Annotated in this window: 21 protein-coding genes; 12 read left to right on the top strand and 9 right to left on the bottom strand. The window is 66.3% G+C overall.

What is annotated here, in order from left to right; translation table 11 throughout:
• Positions 1-121: 121 nt before the first annotated feature.
• Entirely contained in the window at positions 122-1,033 is a 912-nt protein-coding gene (locus tag AC1D1Y_RS21030; RefSeq protein ID WP_477684057.1) for a LysR family transcriptional regulator, read from the bottom strand.
• A gap of 102 nt (positions 1,034-1,135) precedes the next feature.
• Here AC1D1Y_RS21030 and AC1D1Y_RS21025 point away from each other — a divergent pair, with 102 nt between their 5' ends.
• The 6 genes from AC1D1Y_RS21025 to AC1D1Y_RS21000 all read left to right on the top strand — a co-directional run bounded on the left by AC1D1Y_RS21025 (position 1,136) and on the right by AC1D1Y_RS21000 (position 5,765).
• The gene (locus tag AC1D1Y_RS21025; RefSeq protein ID WP_477684056.1) at positions 1,136-1,591 is read left to right on the top strand and encodes an ester cyclase; all 456 of its coding nucleotides are present in this window, start codon (positions 1,136-1,138) and stop codon (positions 1,589-1,591) included.
• 18 nt (positions 1,592-1,609) lie between these two features.
• Positions 1,610-2,533 carry an NADP-dependent oxidoreductase gene (locus tag AC1D1Y_RS21020; protein ID WP_477684055.1) on the top strand — a complete coding sequence of 308 codons (924 nt, stop codon included), beginning with the start codon at positions 1,610-1,612 and terminating at the stop codon, positions 2,531-2,533.
• Positions 2,534-2,572: 39 nt separating this feature from the next.
• The gene (locus AC1D1Y_RS21015) at positions 2,573-3,043 is read left to right on the top strand and encodes an ester cyclase (protein ID WP_477684054.1); all 471 of its coding nucleotides are present in this window, start codon (positions 2,573-2,575) and stop codon (positions 3,041-3,043) included.
• 134 nt (positions 3,044-3,177) lie between these two features.
• Complete coding sequence (locus tag AC1D1Y_RS21010; protein ID WP_477684053.1) at positions 3,178-4,056, top strand: NmrA family NAD(P)-binding protein; 879 nt, start codon at positions 3,178-3,180, stop codon at positions 4,054-4,056.
• A gap of 57 nt (positions 4,057-4,113) precedes the next feature.
• A complete protein-coding gene (locus AC1D1Y_RS21005) occupies positions 4,114-4,995 on the top strand; it encodes an AraC family transcriptional regulator (protein WP_477684052.1) in 882 nt (293 codons plus the stop codon).
• Between the two features lie 71 nt (positions 4,996-5,066).
• Positions 5,067-5,765: a B3/B4 domain-containing protein gene (locus tag AC1D1Y_RS21000; protein WP_477684051.1), complete on the top strand. Its 699-nt coding sequence runs from the start codon at positions 5,067-5,069 to the stop codon at positions 5,763-5,765.
• Between the two features lie 144 nt (positions 5,766-5,909).
• Here the strand turns inward: AC1D1Y_RS21000 and AC1D1Y_RS20995 are convergent, their stop codons facing one another.
• Complete coding sequence (locus AC1D1Y_RS20995) at positions 5,910-6,500, bottom strand: DUF1439 domain-containing protein (protein ID WP_477675499.1); 591 nt, start codon at positions 6,498-6,500, stop codon at positions 5,910-5,912.
• Positions 6,501-6,603: 103 nt separating this feature from the next.
• The gene (locus AC1D1Y_RS20990) at positions 6,604-6,855 is read right to left on the bottom strand and encodes a hypothetical protein (protein WP_436155460.1); all 252 of its coding nucleotides are present in this window, start codon (positions 6,853-6,855) and stop codon (positions 6,604-6,606) included.
• Positions 6,856-7,027: 172 nt separating this feature from the next.
• On the opposite strand from AC1D1Y_RS20990, the gene AC1D1Y_RS20985 reads away from it, so the two are divergent.
• The 3 genes from AC1D1Y_RS20985 (at position 7,028) to AC1D1Y_RS20975 (ending at position 9,022) form a co-directional block, all read left to right on the top strand.
• A complete protein-coding gene (locus AC1D1Y_RS20985; protein ID WP_436155459.1) occupies positions 7,028-7,465 on the top strand; it encodes a universal stress protein in 438 nt (145 codons plus the stop codon).
• 99 nt (positions 7,466-7,564) lie between these two features.
• Positions 7,565-7,963, top strand: a complete 399-nt coding sequence (locus AC1D1Y_RS20980) for a MerR family transcriptional regulator (protein ID WP_477684050.1) — start codon at positions 7,565-7,567, stop codon at positions 7,961-7,963.
• A gap of 60 nt (positions 7,964-8,023) precedes the next feature.
• Positions 8,024-9,022, top strand: coding sequence for an aldo/keto reductase (locus AC1D1Y_RS20975; RefSeq protein WP_477684049.1), 999 nt, complete (start codon positions 8,024-8,026; stop codon positions 9,020-9,022).
• A gap of 2 nt (positions 9,023-9,024) precedes the next feature.
• Here AC1D1Y_RS20975 and AC1D1Y_RS20970 read toward each other — a convergent pair whose 3' ends face one another.
• Genes AC1D1Y_RS20970 through AC1D1Y_RS20960 form a run of 3 tightly spaced genes read right to left on the bottom strand, consistent with a single transcriptional unit; the run spans position 9,025 to position 11,844 of the window.
• Positions 9,025-10,293, bottom strand: a complete 1,269-nt coding sequence (locus AC1D1Y_RS20970) for a sensor histidine kinase (protein WP_477684048.1) — start codon at positions 10,291-10,293, stop codon at positions 9,025-9,027.
• A gap of 7 nt (positions 10,294-10,300) precedes the next feature.
• The gene (locus tag AC1D1Y_RS20965; RefSeq protein ID WP_477684047.1) at positions 10,301-11,008 is read right to left on the bottom strand and encodes a response regulator transcription factor; all 708 of its coding nucleotides are present in this window, start codon (positions 11,006-11,008) and stop codon (positions 10,301-10,303) included.
• Positions 11,009-11,040: 32 nt separating this feature from the next.
• A complete protein-coding gene (locus AC1D1Y_RS20960; protein WP_477684046.1) occupies positions 11,041-11,844 on the bottom strand; it encodes a MipA/OmpV family protein in 804 nt (267 codons plus the stop codon).
• A gap of 185 nt (positions 11,845-12,029) precedes the next feature.
• On the opposite strand from AC1D1Y_RS20960, the gene AC1D1Y_RS20955 reads away from it, so the two are divergent.
• Complete coding sequence (locus tag AC1D1Y_RS20955; RefSeq protein ID WP_477684045.1) at positions 12,030-12,221, top strand: hypothetical protein; 192 nt, start codon at positions 12,030-12,032, stop codon at positions 12,219-12,221.
• A 68-nt stretch (positions 12,222-12,289) separates the two neighbouring features.
• Here the strand turns inward: AC1D1Y_RS20955 and AC1D1Y_RS20950 are convergent, their stop codons facing one another.
• A complete protein-coding gene (locus AC1D1Y_RS20950; RefSeq protein ID WP_477684044.1) occupies positions 12,290-13,165 on the bottom strand; it encodes an MBL fold metallo-hydrolase in 876 nt (291 codons plus the stop codon).
• A 15-nt stretch (positions 13,166-13,180) separates the two neighbouring features.
• Positions 13,181-13,561, bottom strand: coding sequence for a nuclear transport factor 2 family protein (locus AC1D1Y_RS20945; protein ID WP_477684043.1), 381 nt, complete (start codon positions 13,559-13,561; stop codon positions 13,181-13,183).
• Between the two features lie 103 nt (positions 13,562-13,664).
• Here AC1D1Y_RS20945 and AC1D1Y_RS20940 point away from each other — a divergent pair, with 103 nt between their 5' ends.
• Complete coding sequence (locus AC1D1Y_RS20940) at positions 13,665-14,588, top strand: LysR family transcriptional regulator (RefSeq protein ID WP_477684042.1); 924 nt, start codon at positions 13,665-13,667, stop codon at positions 14,586-14,588.
• Positions 14,589-14,676: 88 nt separating this feature from the next.
• Here the strand turns inward: AC1D1Y_RS20940 and AC1D1Y_RS20935 are convergent, their stop codons facing one another.
• The gene (locus tag AC1D1Y_RS20935; protein WP_477684041.1) at positions 14,677-15,693 is read right to left on the bottom strand and encodes a zinc-dependent alcohol dehydrogenase family protein; all 1,017 of its coding nucleotides are present in this window, start codon (positions 15,691-15,693) and stop codon (positions 14,677-14,679) included.
• Between the two features lie 99 nt (positions 15,694-15,792).
• On the opposite strand from AC1D1Y_RS20935, the gene AC1D1Y_RS20930 reads away from it, so the two are divergent.
• On the top strand, positions 15,793-16,671 hold the full coding sequence (locus tag AC1D1Y_RS20930; protein ID WP_477684040.1) for a LysR substrate-binding domain-containing protein: 879 nt from the start codon (positions 15,793-15,795) through the stop codon (positions 16,669-16,671).
• The last annotated feature ends 3 nt before the right edge of the window (positions 16,672-16,674 follow it).

The following is a 16,674-nucleotide window of genomic DNA, read 5'->3' as shown; positions in this document are numbered from 1 at the left end:
GCCCCCATCCCAGCCTTCCCCCAGCGGGGGAAGGAGCAAAACCACAAGAGCAATCGCAGTGCATCGATTCGTATGCCTCTCTCCGATTGAGCTCCCTCCCCCGCTGGGGGAAGGAGTCAGGCTACAAGGACTTCGCCAGCGACTCCATCAACGCCCTGAGCCACATCTGGGCCGGGTGCGTGTCGCTGCGCCTGTGCCAGAGGAGGTCGAACTGCACTTCCGGCAGCGCGACGGGCGGTGGAAACAGCACCAGCATGCGCCGCGCCGGTGAATGCAGGGCCACACGTTTCATCACCGTGGCAGCCATCTGGGTCTGGGCGACCACCGCCGGCACGGCAAACATCTGCGGCAGGCTCAGCGCCAGCGTGCGGCGCTTGCCCAGCCGCGCCAGCGCTTCGTCCACCAGGCCATGGCGGTCGCCTTCGGGCGAGGCCAGGACGTGCTGCAGCGACAGAAAGGTTTTCATGCTCATGCCGCGCCGCGCGCCCGGATGGTCGCGGCGCACGATCGTGACGAAGTCGTCGCGCAGGATGGGGCGGGTCAAAATCCGGCTCTCCGCCTGCGTCGGCGGGACGCCGACCGCCGCATCGATCAAGCCGGCGTCGAGCAGGTCGACGGCGCTGTCGCGGCTGCTGAAACTGCGCACGCTCAGCGAGATGCCCGGCGCCTTCTTCTCGAGCGCGCCCAGCAGGGCGGGCAGCAGCACGAAGGCCGGGTAGTCCGACAGGCCGAGGGTGAAATCCATGCTCACCTTGCCCGGGTCGAACACGGGCTTTTTCACCAGCACCGCTTCCAGTTGCCGCAGCGCCTCAGCCACCGGCCCGGCGAGGTCCCTGGCGCGCGGCGTGGGCAGCAGGCCTTCAGCGCTGCGCAAGAACAAGGGGTCTTCCAGCAGCGTCCGCAGTCGCGACAGCGCGGCGCTCATCGCCGGCTGGCTCACGCCCACGCGCACTGCGGCGCGGGTCACGTTGCGCTCCTCCATCAGCGCGGCAAAGGCCGCGAGCAGGTTCAGGTCAACACCATGAAAATCCATAAATCAAATACTCATTTATACAGATCATTTGTTGGACAGATGGTAACGCGGCGCCCAGAATTCCGCCATTGCTTCACCACACCAACACAAGGATCCTCCGCAATGAGCAACCCAAACCCCGGCAGCCACGCCGCGCAGGACCTGGCCCGGCGCCAGTCCATAGACCTGCTGTACCGCGCCTTCAGCGACCGGAACCCCGACCTGATGGACGCCGCCGTCACCGCCGACTGGGACGACATCCCCCTGGCCCCCGGCCAGGGCCCCGGGCCGGAAGGCCTCAAGCCCATCATCCGCGGCTTCATCGAAGCGCTGCCCGACGTGCGCATCACGGCCCACGATGTGCTGATGAGCCAGGACCGTGCCGCGGTGCGCGCCGAGATCACCGGCACCCACCGCGGGCCTCTCTTCGGCATTGCGGCCACCGGCAAAAAGGTCAGCTTCCGCATCCACGAGTTCCACGAATTCGAGGGCGACCGCATCAAGCGGACCTGGCACCTGGAGGACTGGTTCGGCCTGTTCCTGCAGCTCGGCGCTTTCCCTGCGCTCAACAACAACTGAGCCATCGGGAATAAAGCCATGAAGACACTTCGTATCCACGAATTCGGAAACCCGAGCCTGGCCGTGCTCGACGACGTCCCGGCGGCTGAGCCGGGCCCGGGCCAGGTCTTGCTGCGCATCGAGGCCGCCAGCGTGAATCCGCTGGACCTCAAGATGCTGGCCGGCCACATGCAGCAGGTGTTTCCGGTGAGCCTGCCGTACGCGCTGGGCACCGACCTGGCCGGTGTGGTCCGGCAGGTCGGCCCCGGCGTGGCCGGTTTCAAACCCGGCGACCGCGTGGTGGGCCGCCTGGAGCCCAGCGCCGGCGGCGCGTTTTCGCAGGCGGCCGTCGTCCCCGCGGAAGCCCTGAGCCCCATGCCGGCCGACATGAGTTTCGAGCAGGCCGCCGCATTGCCGACGGCTGCGGGCACGGCCTGGCTGGCCCTGTCCGGCGCCGGCAAGCTGCAAGCCGGGCAGCGTGTGCTGGTCCATGCGGCCGCGGGCGGCGTCGGCAGTTTCGCCGTGCAGTTCGCCAGGCAAGCCGGGGCGCATGTCATCGCGACCGCCTCGGCGCGCAACCTGGCCCTGGCCGGGGAGCTCGGCGCCCACGAGGTGATCGACTACCAGCGCCAGGACTTCGCCGGCCTGCTGCGCGGGGTGGACCTGGTCCTCGACACCGTGGGCGGTGACACGCTCGAACGTTCATGGCAGGTGCTCGCGCCCCAGGGCGCAGTGGTCAGCACCGTCGACTTTGCCGTCAAGCCTCGCGGCAGCCAGGCAGGCTCCTTTGTGTTCTTCAACCATGACGCCGCGGCCCTGTCCCGCATCCTGGAAAGCTTCAAGGCCAAGCAGCTGCAGATCGTGCTGGACACGATTCATCCGCTCGATGACGCACGCGCCGCGCTGGAGCAGGTGGCGGGCGGCCACGCCCGCGGCAAGGTCATCGTGCGGCCCTCGCACTGAGGCGCTTGCCCATCCATTTACCCATACGGAGATCAACACATGAAAAAAACACTCACGGCCCTTGCCATGGCAAGCGGCCTCGCCGGTGCGGCCCCCGCCGCCGACCAGGATGTGGTCCAGGCGCYTTACAGCGAGGTGCTGAGCGGCACCACCAGCCCCGACCTCCCGGCACGCATGGCCAGGGTGCTGTCACCCGACTGGCGAAGCATCGGCGACTACGCGAGCCCGGTGAAGACGCGGGACCAGTTCCTGGCGCAGCTGCTGCGCGTGGGCGGCGCCCTTCCCAACCTGAGCTGGAAGGTCGAAGAGATTTTGCAGGTCGGCAATCGTTTTGTGGTTCGCGGCCGCGCCACCGCCACGCCCGTCGCTCCCTTCATGGGGGCGCCCTTCACGGGCCGCAGCTTCGAGATCATGGCCATCGACATCCACACCGTCAAGGACCACAAGATCGTGCTGAGTTACCACGTGGAAGACTGGCATGGGGCTGTGGAGCAGCTCCAGCGGCGCTGAGGCCGCGCAAGCATGCAGGGGCGATCAAGGGCCCACGCGCTTGTCAGCGCATTCCCACTCCCCAGGGCTACACCGGCTGTCACCGAGCCGCCGCGCCCGCCGCGAGCATGGAAGTTTTCAAACAGGAGATTCCCATGCACATCATTCTTGGTGGAACCGGGCACGTCGGCTCGGCACTCGTTAAACGCCTGATCGAAGCGGGCGAGCCCGTCACCCTTGTCACACACGACCCCGATAAGTCCGGCAGGGCCGGCAAGGCCAAGCACGAAGTGCCCCAGCGGGCCAAGGTCGCACTGGCCGACGTCCACGACGTACCGGCCCTGCGCAAGGTCTTCCAGCAGGGCACACGGCTCTTCCTGCTCAACCCGTCCGCCGCCCCTTCCGTCGACACCGACGCCGAAGAGCGCGCCACGGTGAGGTCCATCATCGAAGCGCTGCAAGGCACGCGCCTTGAGAAGATCGTGGCCGAGTCGACCTACGGCGCGCAGCCCGTCGAGCGGGCGGGCGACCTGGGCATTCTTTACGACATGGAAAAAGCCCTGGAGGCCCAGCCCATTCCCTTCAGCGTGATACGCGCGGCCTATTACATGAGCAACTGGGATGCGTCGCTGAAGACGGCACGCGATGAAGGCGTGATCGATTCCATGTTCCCGGCCGACTTCAAGCTGCCCATGGTCGCGCCGCAAGACCTGGGCGAGTTCGCCGCCCGGCTGATGACGGAACCGGCCGAAAAAACCGGCGTCTTTTATGCCGAGGGCCCCGAACAATACGGCCCCGGCGATGTGGCCGCCGCTTTTTCGGAGGCGCTGGGCAAGCCGGTGTCGGTGCGCGTCGCGCCGCGCGAGCAATGGGTAGAAGCTTTCCAGGCGATGGGCTTCTCGCCCGCCGCGGCCAAGTCCTATGCCGAGATGACGCGCCTCACCCGCGACCGGCCCTATACCGCCGATGCCCCCGTGCGCGGCCGCACGACGCTGCGCGCCTATGTGCAGGCGCTGGTGGGGCGGCAGGCCTGACTTCGCGGACCTTGCGCGGCATGGCGCAGCGGCCCAAGGGCTGGCATCATCCACCCCATGCCCGCATCGCCCCCGCACCAATGCCGCGTCCTGGCCACGCCCTGGGAGGGCGTGTACGGCACGCACATTGAAAGCGCCCGCCACTACCGCCGCCATTCGCATGCCGTCTTCGGCATCGGCCTGATGGAGCGCGGCGCGCAAAAATCCGCCAGCGGCCGCGGCCAGGTCGAGGCCTATGCCGGCGACATCATCATGTGCAACCCCGGCGAGGTGCACGACGGCCAGCCGCTGGGCAGTCCCTCGCGCCGCTGGCGCATGCTCTACCTGGAGCCCGCCGCCATGGCCGCCGCGATGGGCGAGCCTGGCGGCGCGGCCGGGCTTGAACTCACCGAGCCTGTCGCGCAAGACCCGCGTCTTCGCCTGGCCTTGCATGAGGTGCTGGAACAGCTTCAGCACGGCGGCGGCGGGCCCGGCCCGGTTGCCGCCGCCCACGCGCTTGCCTGCGACGAGGCGCTCGCGCGGGTCTTTGCCTTGCTGCCGGGCCGCCACGCCCTCGCCCCGGCGGCCGAGCCTTTCGCAAAATTCTCCAGTGCTGCCACCGCGCGGATACAGCGGGTGCGCGATCACCTGGCCGCAGACCTGTTCGCGCCGCCCACGCTGGGCGAGATGGCACTGGCGGCCGGCCTCAGCAAATTCCAGCTGCTGCGGCATTTTGAAAAAGCCTTCGGCCTCACGCCCCATGCCTGGCTGTTGCAGCAGCGCGCCGAACGCGCGCGCGGCCTGATACGCGGCGGCACCGGCCTGGCGCAGGCGGCCGCATCCTGCGGCTTCGCCGACCAGAGCCACATGACGCGGCTGTTCACGCGCCAGTTCGGTTTTACGCCCGGCGCCTGGCAGCAAGCGACGGCGCGCAACACCGCCAAGGGCGCGCTGCAATAACGTTCAAGACGCGGGCCGGCCGCAAGGGGCAGACTGCGCAGTGTTTCATCCCGACCCCCGGAGCGCCGCGCATGTTCTTTCGCCATTCAGAAGCCTTGTGGGCCGAGCACCCCGAACTTGTGCCCGGCGTGCTGTATGCCGACGGCATCAGCGCCGGTACCGACGTGGGCCCGCAAGTCGCCCGCTTCAACGCCATCGCCGCGTCCCGGCTGGCGCAGGGTAGCGAAGGCGAGTTCCCCGAAGTGCAGGCCTGGCGCCGCACTTTTTCCAAAATGGGCCTCAAGCCCACGCAATACCGCTGCGCGTCCGAGTCGCTGCTGCGCCGCTTCCGCAAGGAAAATGCCTTGCCGCCGCTGCACCCGCTGGTGGACCTGTGCAATGCCATCTCACTCGCCTTCGCGATCCCGATTGCCGTGTTCGACGTCGACAAAGTCTCGCAACAGTTGGAGGTGCGCCATGCCACTGGCAGTGAGAACTACCTGAACTTCGGCGCAGAGATCGAGCATCCGGAACTGGGCGAGGTGGTCTTCGCCGATGCCGCCGAACCCGCCAACGCCCATGCGCGCCGCTGGACCCACCGGCAAAGCGGCCTGTCCGCCGTGAGCGCCGGCACGCGCAGCGTGCTCATCGTGGCCGAAGCCCTGCATGTGTCGGCTGCGGAAGATGTGGGCCGGCTGGTCGGCACCCTTGCGCAGGAAGTGGCGGCCGTCTGGCCCACTGAGCCGAGGACCCAGCTGCTGAGCCGGGTGTCGCCGCGATTTGAGTTTTAAGCCTCCCCCGATTTAGCTCCCTCCCCCACTGGGGGAGGGCGGGGGTAGGGGCCAGCAGCCTTCGATAGACGCTCAGCGAAATTTCAAGCGCCGCCGGCCCCCATCCCAACCTTCCCCCAGCGGGGGAAGGAGAAAAGCGCAGCCTCAAGGCTGCTGCTTATTCACAAACCCAATCACCAGGCCCCGGGCCGTCACGGTGATGCTGCCCGGCTGCACGCCCATGCTGTCGGGCAGCGCCAGGTCTTGTGACGTGAGGGTGTGCAGCACCGCGCCCTGCAGCGCCTGTTCCGCCAGCTGCGGCCCGTAGCTGGCCAGCAGCATCGAGGCCTCGGGCGGCAGGCCCTCGAATTGCAGTGCGTTCACACGCAGCTCGTGCGCGCGTATCGTCATGTCGCTGGCCTCATAGCGCAGCGCGAAGTCCAGGTCGAAGGTGCCGGGGTAAGCGCGCCGCAGCGCCTGGCCGCCGGCTTCCACCGCCATCACGGCGCCCAGCCGGTTCTGTTCGGGGAGCATGCGCAGCCGCGGCGCTTGCACCGTGAGGTCCATGATGCCCTGGGCGCGTTTGCGCAGCGGAAAGCGTTTGGCAATCGCATCCTGCAACTGGGCGGTGGTGACGGTATAGCTGGGCTGGGCCTGCGCGCCAGACAGCGCCAGCCAGGCCGCGCCGCCCAGGGCCAGGCGGGTGGAGGCGGCCAGCAGGCGCCGCCGTTGCATCAAAGGGTGTGGGTTCATCATGGCTTCGATGCTGCATCGGGGGATTGGTTTCCCGCGTCAGCCAATGCCGCCATCCAATGGAAGTGCGCGTAAAGTTCACGCGCCCGAACGTAACAAACGCTGGCTAGCGCCCCACCACCGACCAGCCGGCCTTCTGGTTGGTCTTGTCGTTCTCGTATTCCCAGGCCGTGCCGCAGCGGTCGCATTTGTAGCGCGTGATGGTGACCAGGCCGTGGCGCCGCGTCTCATGGCGCGGGTCGCCTTGCACCAGCTCCGGGTGGCCCGGCGCCTTGCGCCAGTTGCGCTGTATGCCCGCGCAGGAGTCGCACAGCTCCATCTTCTTGAGTTCCTGTTCGCGCTGGGGGTCTTGGGTCATGGGCTGCTTTTTTGGGGAGTCGTTGTGAAATCGGGCGGAGTCCCCGATTGTCGCCTGTGCCTTTCCTCGCCGCCAGGGTGGCGACCACGTTGGCGCAGGGGCGATCATTTGACCGTCCCTTACGGCAGGCCTATTCTGGAATTGCCCAGTCACTTCATTCGGGAGATACACCATGTACAAGCGAATTTTGCTGGCATACGACGGCTCCGAATCCGGCCAGAAAGCCCTGCTGGACTGCCGCGAGATCGCACAGTGGAGCGGGGCCGCCTTGACGCTGATCGCCGTCACGCCGCTACAGCGGCAGGTGGTCGCCGCCGAAGGCGTGATCTACGAACAAGGCATCGCCGACCAGGAAAGGGAAAGGTACAGGGGCATCCTCAACGACGGCTTGCGCCGGCTCATCGAAACCGGCCACGAGGCCAGCGGCGAAGTGCTGTACGGCGAAACCGTCGATGAAATCGCCCGCTATGCCAAACAGACGGACGCCGACCTGATCGTGGTCGGCCACAAGCACCTCGAAGGCTGGGCCGCCCGCTGGTGGCGCGGTTCGGTCTCCAAGTCGCTGATCGCGCAGGCGCCCTGCAGCGTGCTGGTGGTCATCACCCGCTAAGGCAAGGCGCGGGCCCGGTCCGCCCCAATCGGCCGGTCCACAAAAGGGTTTCCAAAGAGGGCTTGACTTCGAGTGCGCTCGAAGTTTTAAAGTCCTCACATGTCTGACGCACCCACCCTTTCCTTGAGCATCGCCGAAGCCGCGGAAGCCTCCGGCCTCAGCGCCTACACCCTGCGCTACTACGAGCAGATCGGCCTGATTGCCCCCATAGGCCGGCGCAGCGGCGCGCGCCGCTACAGCGACGCCGACATGCGCTGGCTGGATTTCCTGGTGCGGCTGCGCGCCACCGGCATGTCCATGCGTGATATGCAGCGCTACGCCCAGCTGCTGCGCATAGGCAATTCCTCCGCCGCCAGCCTGGCCGAACGCCAGGCCCTGCTCGAAGACCATGCCGAGCGCCTGGAAACCGAAATACGCACCCAGCGCGAAACCCTGGCCTACATCCGCAAAAAAATCCGCCTCTATGAAGAGATGCGCGCCGAACCCAAGCGTGCCTGAGCCCCTCCGAACCGCTTTCACCCCTTTCACTCCCTTCACTTTCAAAGGACGAAAAACACCATGATCAAGACCCGCACCCTGGGCCGCAACGGCCCCCAAGTCTCCGCCATCGGCCTCGGCTGCATGGGCATGAGCGAGTTCTATTCCAACCGCGACGACACCGAATCCATCGCCACCCTCCACCATGCGCTTGACCAGGGGCTTAATTTCCTCGACACCGCCGACATGTACGGCCCCTTCACCAACGAGCTGTTGATAGGCAAGGCCATCGCCGGCCGCCGCAAGGACGTGTTCATCGCCACGAAGTTCGGCATCACCCGCGACCCGAACAACGAGGGCGCCCGCGGCGTCAACGGCCGGCCCGAGTACGTCAAGGCCAGCTGCGATGCCAGCCTCAAGCGCCTGGGGATTGAGCAGATCGATCTTTATTACCAGCACCGCGTCGACAAGACCGTGCCCATTGAAGACACCGTGGGCGCCATGGCCGAGCTGGTGAAAGCCGGCAAGGTACGCTTGCTCGGTTTGTCTGAAGCCTCGGCCGCCACCCTCGCGCGCGCCTGCAAGGTGCATCCCATCGCCGCGCTGCAGAGTGAATATTCGCTGTGGACGCGCGACCCGGAATCTAACGGCGCCCTGGCCGCCTGCCGCGAGCACGGCGTAACCCTTGTCCCCTATTCGCCGCTGGGCCGCGGCTTCCTGACCGGCGCTTTCAGCAAACCCGAAGACTTGCCCGCCGACGACTACCGCCGCACATCTTCGCCGCGTTTTGCCGAAGAGAATTTCCAGCGCAACCTGGCCCTGGTGGATGCCGTCAAGGACCTGGCCGCGGCCAAAGGCGTGACCGCGTCGCAAGTGGCGCTGGCCTGGGTGCTGGCCCAGGGCGAAGACATCATCCCGATTCCCGGCACCAAGCGCCGTACCTACCTGGACCAGAACATCGGCGCGCTGGATGTGGTGCTGAGCCCGGCCGAGCTGGCCGACCTCGACAAGGCCTTCCCGCCCGACGCCGCCGCCGGCCCGCGCTACCCGGCGTCTTATTTGAGCATGGTGAATCCCTGAAGCTAGAAGCGGATCTCCACCACCGAGCCTTTGCTCACCGCCGACGAAATCGCCAGCGACCATTTGAAGCGCTCGCAGATCCGCTTTGTCAAGAACAGCCCCAGCCCCCGGCCGCCGCCGGGCTTCATCGAGGTCTGCAAGGCCGCGCTGTAGCTGCGCGCGGCCTCCACCGCGTCGAAGCCTTCCCCGGAGTCGGTCACCCGCAGCCTGTGCGCGGTGAGGCTGACCGTGACTTCCCCCTTCTGCGTGTTTTCGGCGGCGTTCCTCAGGAGGTTGGCAATGACGATCCGGAGCATCGCTTCCGGCGCATCGACGGAAAGGCCCACGCACTCCACCAGCACAAAGCGCGCGGGCTTGAAGGCCAGCAGGTGCTCATGATCCTGCATCAGCTCCTGCAGGATCAGGTCGACCCGGGTGCTTTCCGTCCTCGCATGGCCGTCCGGCTCGCGCGACAGGTACAGCAGGGCGCCCATGGTTTCGGTCAGGTTGTCGACCGTGCCGCGTATCCGCTCCAGCGGGCCCTTGGCCTGCGCGGGCAGGGCCTGCTTCGCCAGCACGTCCACCGCGCCGCTGATCACCGCGACCGGCGTGCGGAACTCATGGCTGGCCTGGTCCAGCAGGCTGCGTTCCCGCTCGATGAAACGCTCCACCCTTTCCAGGTGGCGATTCGCCTGCACCGCGATGTCGTGCAGCTCCGCCTGCGGGTAATCGACCGACAGCCGCTGCGACGGTTGCTCCGGGTCCAGGGCCTCCATGCGCTGCGCCAGCGCCCTGGCCGGCTTGCGCAGGCTGCCGTGAAGCCACAGCAGCGTGGCGCCCACCAGCGCCAGGTTGAACAGCACAAAGACCAAGCCCCCAACGCCGACCTTGTTCTGCAGCTGCTCGATATCGGTCATGTCGATGACGGTGACCACGCGGCCGTCCGCGACCGGCGTGACCAGGGCCGCGTAGTCGTGCTCGTCAAACCGGTCCAGGTCCTCTTCGCTGTAGAACCCGGCGGGCAGCGTGGCCAGGTAGGGCGGCATGCCGGCGGGCAAGGCCGCGCCGTTCTTGAGGTGCCATCCCTTGTAGGCGCCCTGTGTCGGCAAGGGCACGGGCGTGTTGCCCGTGCTGCCGGCGATGTAATGCTGGGTGGTCGACCGGAGTATCTGCTCCCACACCGGGTGCGTGATCATCACCTGGCCGAACCAGACCGAGACGCTGACCCCCACGGCCAGCAGCACGCCGAAGGCGACGAACAGCGCGCTGATGCGCCAGTGCAGGTCGAACATGCGTGGTTTATTCGCCATCCTGCACCCGCAAGCTGTAGCCCTGCCCGAGCACGGTGTGCAGGATTTTTGGTGCGCCTTCGCCATCGACTTCTTTGCGCAGCAGGTGCATGTGCGACCTCAGGATGTCCTTGTCCAGCGTGCGCTCGCCCCAGATCTGCGCTTCCAGGTGTTCGCGGCTCACGATGTGCGGCGAGCGCCGCATCAAGACTTCCAGTATCTGCCGCTTGATCGGCGACAGCGTCAGCTCGCGGTCTCCCCGGGTCACCACCAGCGACTGCAGGTTGAAGCGCAGGTCGCCGACTTCCAGCACCTGCCCCGGGGCCTGCGCCGCGTGGCTGCGCGTCACCAGCACGCGCAGCCGCATTTCGAGTTCCGGCAGGGCGATGGGTTTGACGAGGTAGTCGTCGGCCCCGGCTTCAAAACCTTGCAGCTTGCTGTCCAGCTGGTCCTTGGCCGTCAGCATGATCACCGGCGTCCTCGACTTGAGTTCGCCCCGAAGCTGCGTCAGCATCGTCAGGCCGTCCATGCGCGGCATCATCCAGTCCAGCACGATCGCGTCGTAGTGATTCGCCTGCACCATGCCAAGCCCCGACTTGCCGTCGGGCGCGGCGTCGGGCTTGTGGCCGCAGGCTTCCAGGTAGTCGTAGATGTTCGCCGCCATGGGCGCGTTGTCCTCGACGATCAGGATGCTCAAAGGGCCTTCAATCATGTCCATCTCGGTCCTTTCGCGTTGTCACGCGACGGGCGTCAGAATTTCCGGGAAACCCCGACAAAAATCGAAGTTACCCCATTTGCATCCCTGTCCACCAAGGGGCTGTTGCGGATTTTGCTCGGCAGCGCGCTGTAAGACAGGCCGCCCGCCAGAATCCACTTGTCGGCGAAGGGCCGCATCACCTCAATCCCGACACGCGGGATCACCGCGCTGCCCGGCTTGTAGTTCACCACACCACGTGCGACTTCCGTGTCCAGCGTGCCGTAGTAGTAGTTGGCCAGCTTGCTCGAATAATGGCTGACCGCGATGTTGGGCGTGATCGTGGTCGATCCCCATTGCAGCGGATAGCCGTATTTGGCCGAGGCCTCGTAGCCCTTGCTCGCGCCCGACATGTCGGCCTTCAGCGCCAGTTCCACCACGCCCATCCCGCCCTTGAAGGACCCGGCAATCCCCAGGTCCAGGCCGTTGTCGCGGTCTTCCAGCAGGTTGCGGTTGATGCCCCGAGCCGCGAGCTCGGCCACGCCGAAATCCTCTTTCTTGATGCCGGCCAGCCGGGCGCCCAGCGTGGCATCGAATGTGAAACCGTCGCGGCTGAGGATGTGGTAACCCCCGCTGATGCCGCGCCAGAAGAACTTCTCGCCCTGGTAGCTGATCAGCGGCACCGCGCGAAGCTTGGCGCTTTCCCCCGCGTAGATGTCGGTTCGGGCCGCCACGCCCAGACCCAGGCCCCAGGGTGAGGCTCCCGGCTCGGGCTTGGGCTGCGCATACGCGCCCGTGGCGCCCATGAGCGCCGACAGCAACACCACACCGGCGGGAACAACAACAGATTTGCGCTTCATAAGGAAATTCCTCTTGGACGGTTTTTGGAAAAAAAGCGCCGGCGGACCGCCAGGCTGGACGCACTGTGCCGCGCCGCTGTCGCGGAGATGTCGCGGCGGCGAAGCATGCATCGCGACATCGCGGCGACAGCAAGCGTCCACCATCGGCGCCTCTGCTTCCCGTTTTCAAAACCGCACACACCAAGATGACTAAACGCCAAGCCCGTCCTTACGCCGCACCGTCCCTAGCCGCCAAGCCCGCAGCCCTTGCCCGCGCCGAAAGCCCGCGCCCGCCCGGACACGACCCGTCCGCCACGGCCGCGCTGCCGCTTTTTTCGATGTTTTTCCTGGGCGCATGGGCAGGCAAGCCCGGCGCGCTGCGCGGGCGCAAGCGATGAAGGCGGCCGCGCGCAACAGTGCTCAGCCAGGTTCGTGACAACAGAGCCGGCCCGCGGGCATTGGTTTATCAGACGGGAGTGAACCGATACCCGTCGGCTTGCCTTGTGACGTATCCGATGCCTGGGAACTCCAGGTGGGCGCCGGCGATGAAGTGGCCGGGCTTGTCCGAACGCTGCAAGAGGCGCAACCTGGATGCGCGCGCCTTGTCCTGGTCGGCATCAAACTCCCAGGCCAACTCGGGCCGGTCGAACTGCGCCGCAGGCACGTGGACGGTGTCTCCCCAAACCAGCAAAGTGCCGCCGCCACTTTTCAACTCATAGGCTGTGTGCCCGAGCTCGTGGCCCAAGGCGCTCACCGCCGTCACCGACCGTCCAATCCTGAATCCATCGCCGATGGCGATGCGCACGTTCCGAAACCGCGCAAGCCGGTCTATCCCGTCGAAGAGGGCTATCGCCTGCGAGGGGATCAACAGCCGCTTGAGCCTGGGGAAGGCGTTCGAGCCGTCAGCCGCCACCAGGCCGTTCACATGGTCTTCGTGTGTATGGGTAATTGCCACGGTGTCCACCAGGCTGGGGTCAACGCCCGCCTCCTGCATGGATTGGAGCAGCCTGCCCAGCGTCGGCTCCCAGGAGTCCGCCGCACCGGTGTCGATCAGGATGTGGTTTTCGCCGTCGATGATCAGGAAGGCATTCACGGACAGCCGAAGCTTTCCGTCCACCAGCGGAATCGACGGCGGCAGATCTCCCTGGAACGGCTGCCCGCCAGGCTTGCGAAGGCGTGTGGTGGGCATGTCCACGTAGCCGTCCCGCAGGCCGATGACCGTCGTCTCTCCCAGGGCGAACCTGACGAAGTTCTGTCCCGCCCCGGTCCGCTGGGGCCTGCCGGCATTTCCAATCGGCGAAGGTGTGCCATCCATCGCGGTGTCTTCCCTGGCCTTGCGCATCCGCAGCTCCGCGCTTCAGTCGAACGTACGCGCGATGAAGGACGCTTTGGTTGTTATCAGCCAGCGGCCCTCCACCTTTTGCAGGACGAAGTGATCATTGAACAGCGTCTTTCCAATCCGCACCTTCACCGTTGCCGTTGAAAGGCTGTCCGAGATGTTCTCCATGGAGAGGATCGCCTCATCCCTGGGCGCGCCGGTGGATTGGGGACTCGGCCTCCCGTGGATGAGCGCCGCATAGTCCGGCGACGACAGGGTTTTCAGCTGGCCTTCATGAAGCCACTGGACAAGACAGCTCGGGTGAAAGACCTTGTTGAAGTCGCGGCTCTTCGGCTCATAAGCCAAATTGAAATAGTCCTCGATCAAAGCGACGACGGCGTGGGTCTGGGTCATGGTCATGGCTGGCTTTCTTCCATCATTGAAAGACCCGTATAGTGAAGAATTCCCCCGCCGCCGGCTACTGCGAATCGCTTATCGCTGCCATTACAGGAACACATAGATCATGGAAGACCTCGATGGAGGATTGGTGAGCGGCTTGCTTGCCCTTGCTGCCGTAGCCGAATCCAAAAGCTTTGGCCGTGCCGCATCCCGTCTGGGCAAGACCCAGCCCGCGGTGAGCCGCGCTGTCCAGCGCTTGGAGGACCGCCTGCGCGCCAAGCTTTTGCAGCGCACCAGCCGGCACGTTGAAGTGACCGACGCCGGGCATGCGTTGCTGTCAAAGGTGCTGCCCTTGCTCCAGGGGATTGAAGAGGCGGCTGTCGGAGCCTCGGACCAGACCTCGGCCGTCAACGGAACACTCCGTGTGGCCTGCGATGCTGCATTCGCCCGCCTTGTGCTGGCACCCGAGCTGGCCCGGTTCCTGAAGGACCACCCCGCTCTTCAATTGAAGCTGGAGACCCGGAACGATCTCTCGGACCTGGTGAGCGACGGTTTTGATCTCGCGATACGGTTTGGGCCGCCATCCGTTTCGAGCCTGGTCTGCCGCAGGCTCTACAGTCCGCGCGTCCTGACTGTCGCCGCGCCGTCCTACCTGGACCAACGCGGCCGGCCGAAGTCGCCGAATGACCTGGTCGATGACGGCCATGAATGCATCCTGGCCATCGACCCGGCTACCGGCAGGCCCTTCGACTGGGAGTTCTGGCGCGGCAATGAGAAGGTCAAAGTGGCCGTTAGCGGGAACCTGACCGTCACGGATGCCGGAACCAAAATTGGGGCCTGCCTCGCGGGCTACGGGATCGCCCAGGTCATCGATCTCGGGATCGACACGCACCTGCGCGCGGGCACACTGGAGCCGGTCCTGGCGGACTGGCCTGGCGAGACCTTCCCTCTTTACGTCTACTACCCCAGCCGGAACCACGTTCCGGCCAAGGTAAGAACGTTCATCGACTTTGTTGCCGGCATGATGCCTGGGCCGCAGCCAGCTTGACCAGAACATCGCAACCGTAGACATGGTGCCGAGCCCGCCGGGTTGGCAGAGCTGGCCAGGGCCTTTCCGATCGACGCCGCGGCCGGCCTCAATGCGCGATCGCGATCTTGCCGAAGTGCCGGCCGCCGGCACTGAGTTCGGCATAGGCCGCGGCCGTATCGGCGATGCCGAACACGCGGTCTATCACCGGCACGATGCGGTGCGCGGCGATGGCGCGCGCCGCCTGCGCCAGGTCGGTCACCGAGCCGGTGCTGTTGCCCACGATGCGCAAGGCCTTCACGATGACGGGCAGCAGGTCGATGGATGCCGCCGTGCCGCTGACAAGGCCGACCGTAAAAATCGTGCCGCCCATGGCCGTTGCATGGATGGACCGCGCGAGGGTGGCCTGGCCCACCGTTTCCACCACCAGGTCCGCGCCGCGCCCGTCGGTGAGCTTGAGCACCTGCGCGTCCCAGGCCGGCGTGGCGCGGTAGTTGATCAGATGGTCCGCGCCCAGCCCGCGTGCCCGCTCCAGCTTTTCATCGGAAGACGAGGCCATGATCACCGTCGCGCCCGAGGCCTTGGCGAACTGCAGGGCAAAGATGCTCACGCCGCCGGTGCCCAGCAGCACCACCACCGACCCCGGCCGCAGCGAGGCCGAGCGCACCGCGTTCCAGGCCGTGGTGGCGGCGATGGGCAGCGCCGCGCCCTGCACAAAATCCAGGTGCGCCGGCAGGGCGACCAGGCTGGCGGCCGGCACGGCCACGTAGTCGGCCAGCGAACCCGGCAGGGTGATGCCGCGCATCGCCGCCACATTGCGCGGCGTCATCGCGCCATCCTGCCAGCCCGGCATGAAGTGCGGCACCACGCGGTCGCCGATCGCCAGGCCAAGGGACGCGGCGTCCACACCTTCGCCCAGGGCCGCGATTTCCCCCGCGCCATCGGCCACCGGGATCATCGGGAAAGTCGCGCCCGGGAAGGCGCCGGTCGCGACCGCCACGTCCGCGTAGTTCAGCGTCGCGGCACGCAGGCGAACCAGCACCTCGCCGTGGCCGGGCTGGGGGTCGGGCAGTTCGGCCTGGCGAAAGGCGTTCAGGGAATGGGAAGTGAGCTGGATGGCTTTCATGGTCTTTGTTTCTTGAAGGAATGAAAAAGCCAGTGTTATTTAGAATCAATCGGAGATAAACGTCGATTCGATTGATTCATTTAAAAGCTGGAGTGTTGAATGGACTTGCTGGACAGCATGAAGGTCTACGTACTCGCCGTTGAAAAAGGCAGCCTCAGCGCCGCCGCCACGGCCAGCGACATCTCCGCCACCATGGCCGGCAACCACCTGCGCACCCTCGAAAAACGCCTGGGCATGCAGCTGCTCAGCCGCACCACCCGGCGCCAGCACCTCACGCCCTTTGGCGAGGACTACTACCAGCGCTGCAAGGAAATCCTGAGGCTGGTCGCCGAAACCGACGAGCAGGCGCAGAAGCTGCAGCTCGCGCCGGCCGGCAAGCTGCGCATCACCGCACCCGTGTCCTTCGGCACCGAAGCCTTGATGCCCGCCTTGTCGGACTACCTTGAGCGTTATCCGCAGGTCAGCATCGACCTGGTGTTGAGCGACCGCGTGGCGGACTTGCTCGAAGAAGGGTTCGAGGCCGCCATCCGCGTCGGCCCCGTACCCGATTCAGCCCTCATCGCCAGGCCGCTGGCGCCTTACCGGCTGATGATCTGCGCCTCGCCCGCCTACCTGGCACGCCGCGGCACACCGGCCAGGCCCGACGAGCTGAGCCAGCATGAGTGCCTGTCTTTTTCGCCCTCCGCCGCGGCGCACTGGCGCTTGGAGGACCAGGAGCACATCTGCCGCGTGCCGGTGTCGGGCCGCCTGCAGGTCAACCAGGGGCAGGCGCTGCGGGTGGCGGCATTGCGGGGCATGGGCATCGTGCTGCAGCCGGCCATCCTGCTGGAGGACGACGTTCGCGCCGGCCGGCTGGTGCAGCTCTTTCCGCAGCATCAACTCGCCACCCGGCCCATGAGCGTGCTCTACCTGCCCGACAGGTACCGCTCGCCCAAGCTGCGCAGCTTTGTGGACTTTGTGGTCGAGCGCTTCAAGTAGGGC

Source organism: Polaromonas sp. P1_G1 (assembly GCF_056405595.1).
This window is presented reverse-complemented; position numbering and strand designations above follow the sequence as displayed.

What these genes read in the sequence shown, in the direction of transcription:
- AC1D1Y_RS21030 (WP_477684057.1), bottom strand. Translation starts at nt 1,033, where the DNA reads ATGGATTTTCATGGTGTTGACCTGAACCTGCTCGCGGCCTTTGCCGCG.
- AC1D1Y_RS21025 (WP_477684056.1), top strand. Translation starts at nt 1,136, where the DNA reads ATGAGCAACCCAAACCCCGGCAGCCACGCCGCGCAGGACCTGGCCCGG.
- AC1D1Y_RS21020 (WP_477684055.1), top strand. Translation starts at nt 1,610, where the DNA reads ATGAAGACACTTCGTATCCACGAATTCGGAAACCCGAGCCTGGCCGTG.
- AC1D1Y_RS21010 (WP_477684053.1), top strand. Translation starts at nt 3,178, where the DNA reads ATGCACATCATTCTTGGTGGAACCGGGCACGTCGGCTCGGCACTCGTT.
- AC1D1Y_RS21005 (WP_477684052.1), top strand. Translation starts at nt 4,114, where the DNA reads ATGCCCGCATCGCCCCCGCACCAATGCCGCGTCCTGGCCACGCCCTGG.
- AC1D1Y_RS21000 (WP_477684051.1), top strand. Translation starts at nt 5,067, where the DNA reads ATGTTCTTTCGCCATTCAGAAGCCTTGTGGGCCGAGCACCCCGAACTT.
- AC1D1Y_RS20995 (WP_477675499.1), bottom strand. Translation starts at nt 6,500, where the DNA reads ATGATGAACCCACACCCTTTGATGCAACGGCGGCGCCTGCTGGCCGCC.
- AC1D1Y_RS20990 (WP_436155460.1), bottom strand. Translation starts at nt 6,855, where the DNA reads ATGACCCAAGACCCCCAGCGCGAACAGGAACTCAAGAAGATGGAGCTG.
- AC1D1Y_RS20985 (WP_436155459.1), top strand. Translation starts at nt 7,028, where the DNA reads ATGTACAAGCGAATTTTGCTGGCATACGACGGCTCCGAATCCGGCCAG.
- AC1D1Y_RS20980 (WP_477684050.1), top strand. Translation starts at nt 7,565, where the DNA reads ATGTCTGACGCACCCACCCTTTCCTTGAGCATCGCCGAAGCCGCGGAA.
- AC1D1Y_RS20975 (WP_477684049.1), top strand. Translation starts at nt 8,024, where the DNA reads ATGATCAAGACCCGCACCCTGGGCCGCAACGGCCCCCAAGTCTCCGCC.
- AC1D1Y_RS20970 (WP_477684048.1), bottom strand. Translation starts at nt 10,293, where the DNA reads ATGTTCGACCTGCACTGGCGCATCAGCGCGCTGTTCGTCGCCTTCGGC.
- AC1D1Y_RS20965 (WP_477684047.1), bottom strand. Translation starts at nt 11,008, where the DNA reads ATGGACATGATTGAAGGCCCTTTGAGCATCCTGATCGTCGAGGACAAC.
- AC1D1Y_RS20960 (WP_477684046.1), bottom strand. Translation starts at nt 11,844, where the DNA reads ATGAAGCGCAAATCTGTTGTTGTTCCCGCCGGTGTGGTGTTGCTGTCG.
- AC1D1Y_RS20955 (WP_477684045.1), top strand. Translation starts at nt 12,030, where the DNA reads ATGACTAAACGCCAAGCCCGTCCTTACGCCGCACCGTCCCTAGCCGCC.
- AC1D1Y_RS20950 (WP_477684044.1), bottom strand. Translation starts at nt 13,165, where the DNA reads ATGCGCAAGGCCAGGGAAGACACCGCGATGGATGGCACACCTTCGCCG.
- AC1D1Y_RS20945 (WP_477684043.1), bottom strand. Translation starts at nt 13,561, where the DNA reads ATGACCATGACCCAGACCCACGCCGTCGTCGCTTTGATCGAGGACTAT.
- AC1D1Y_RS20940 (WP_477684042.1), top strand. Translation starts at nt 13,665, where the DNA reads ATGGAAGACCTCGATGGAGGATTGGTGAGCGGCTTGCTTGCCCTTGCT.
- AC1D1Y_RS20935 (WP_477684041.1), bottom strand. Translation starts at nt 15,693, where the DNA reads ATGAAAGCCATCCAGCTCACTTCCCATTCCCTGAACGCCTTTCGCCAG.
- AC1D1Y_RS20930 (WP_477684040.1), top strand. Translation starts at nt 15,793, where the DNA reads ATGGACTTGCTGGACAGCATGAAGGTCTACGTACTCGCCGTTGAAAAA.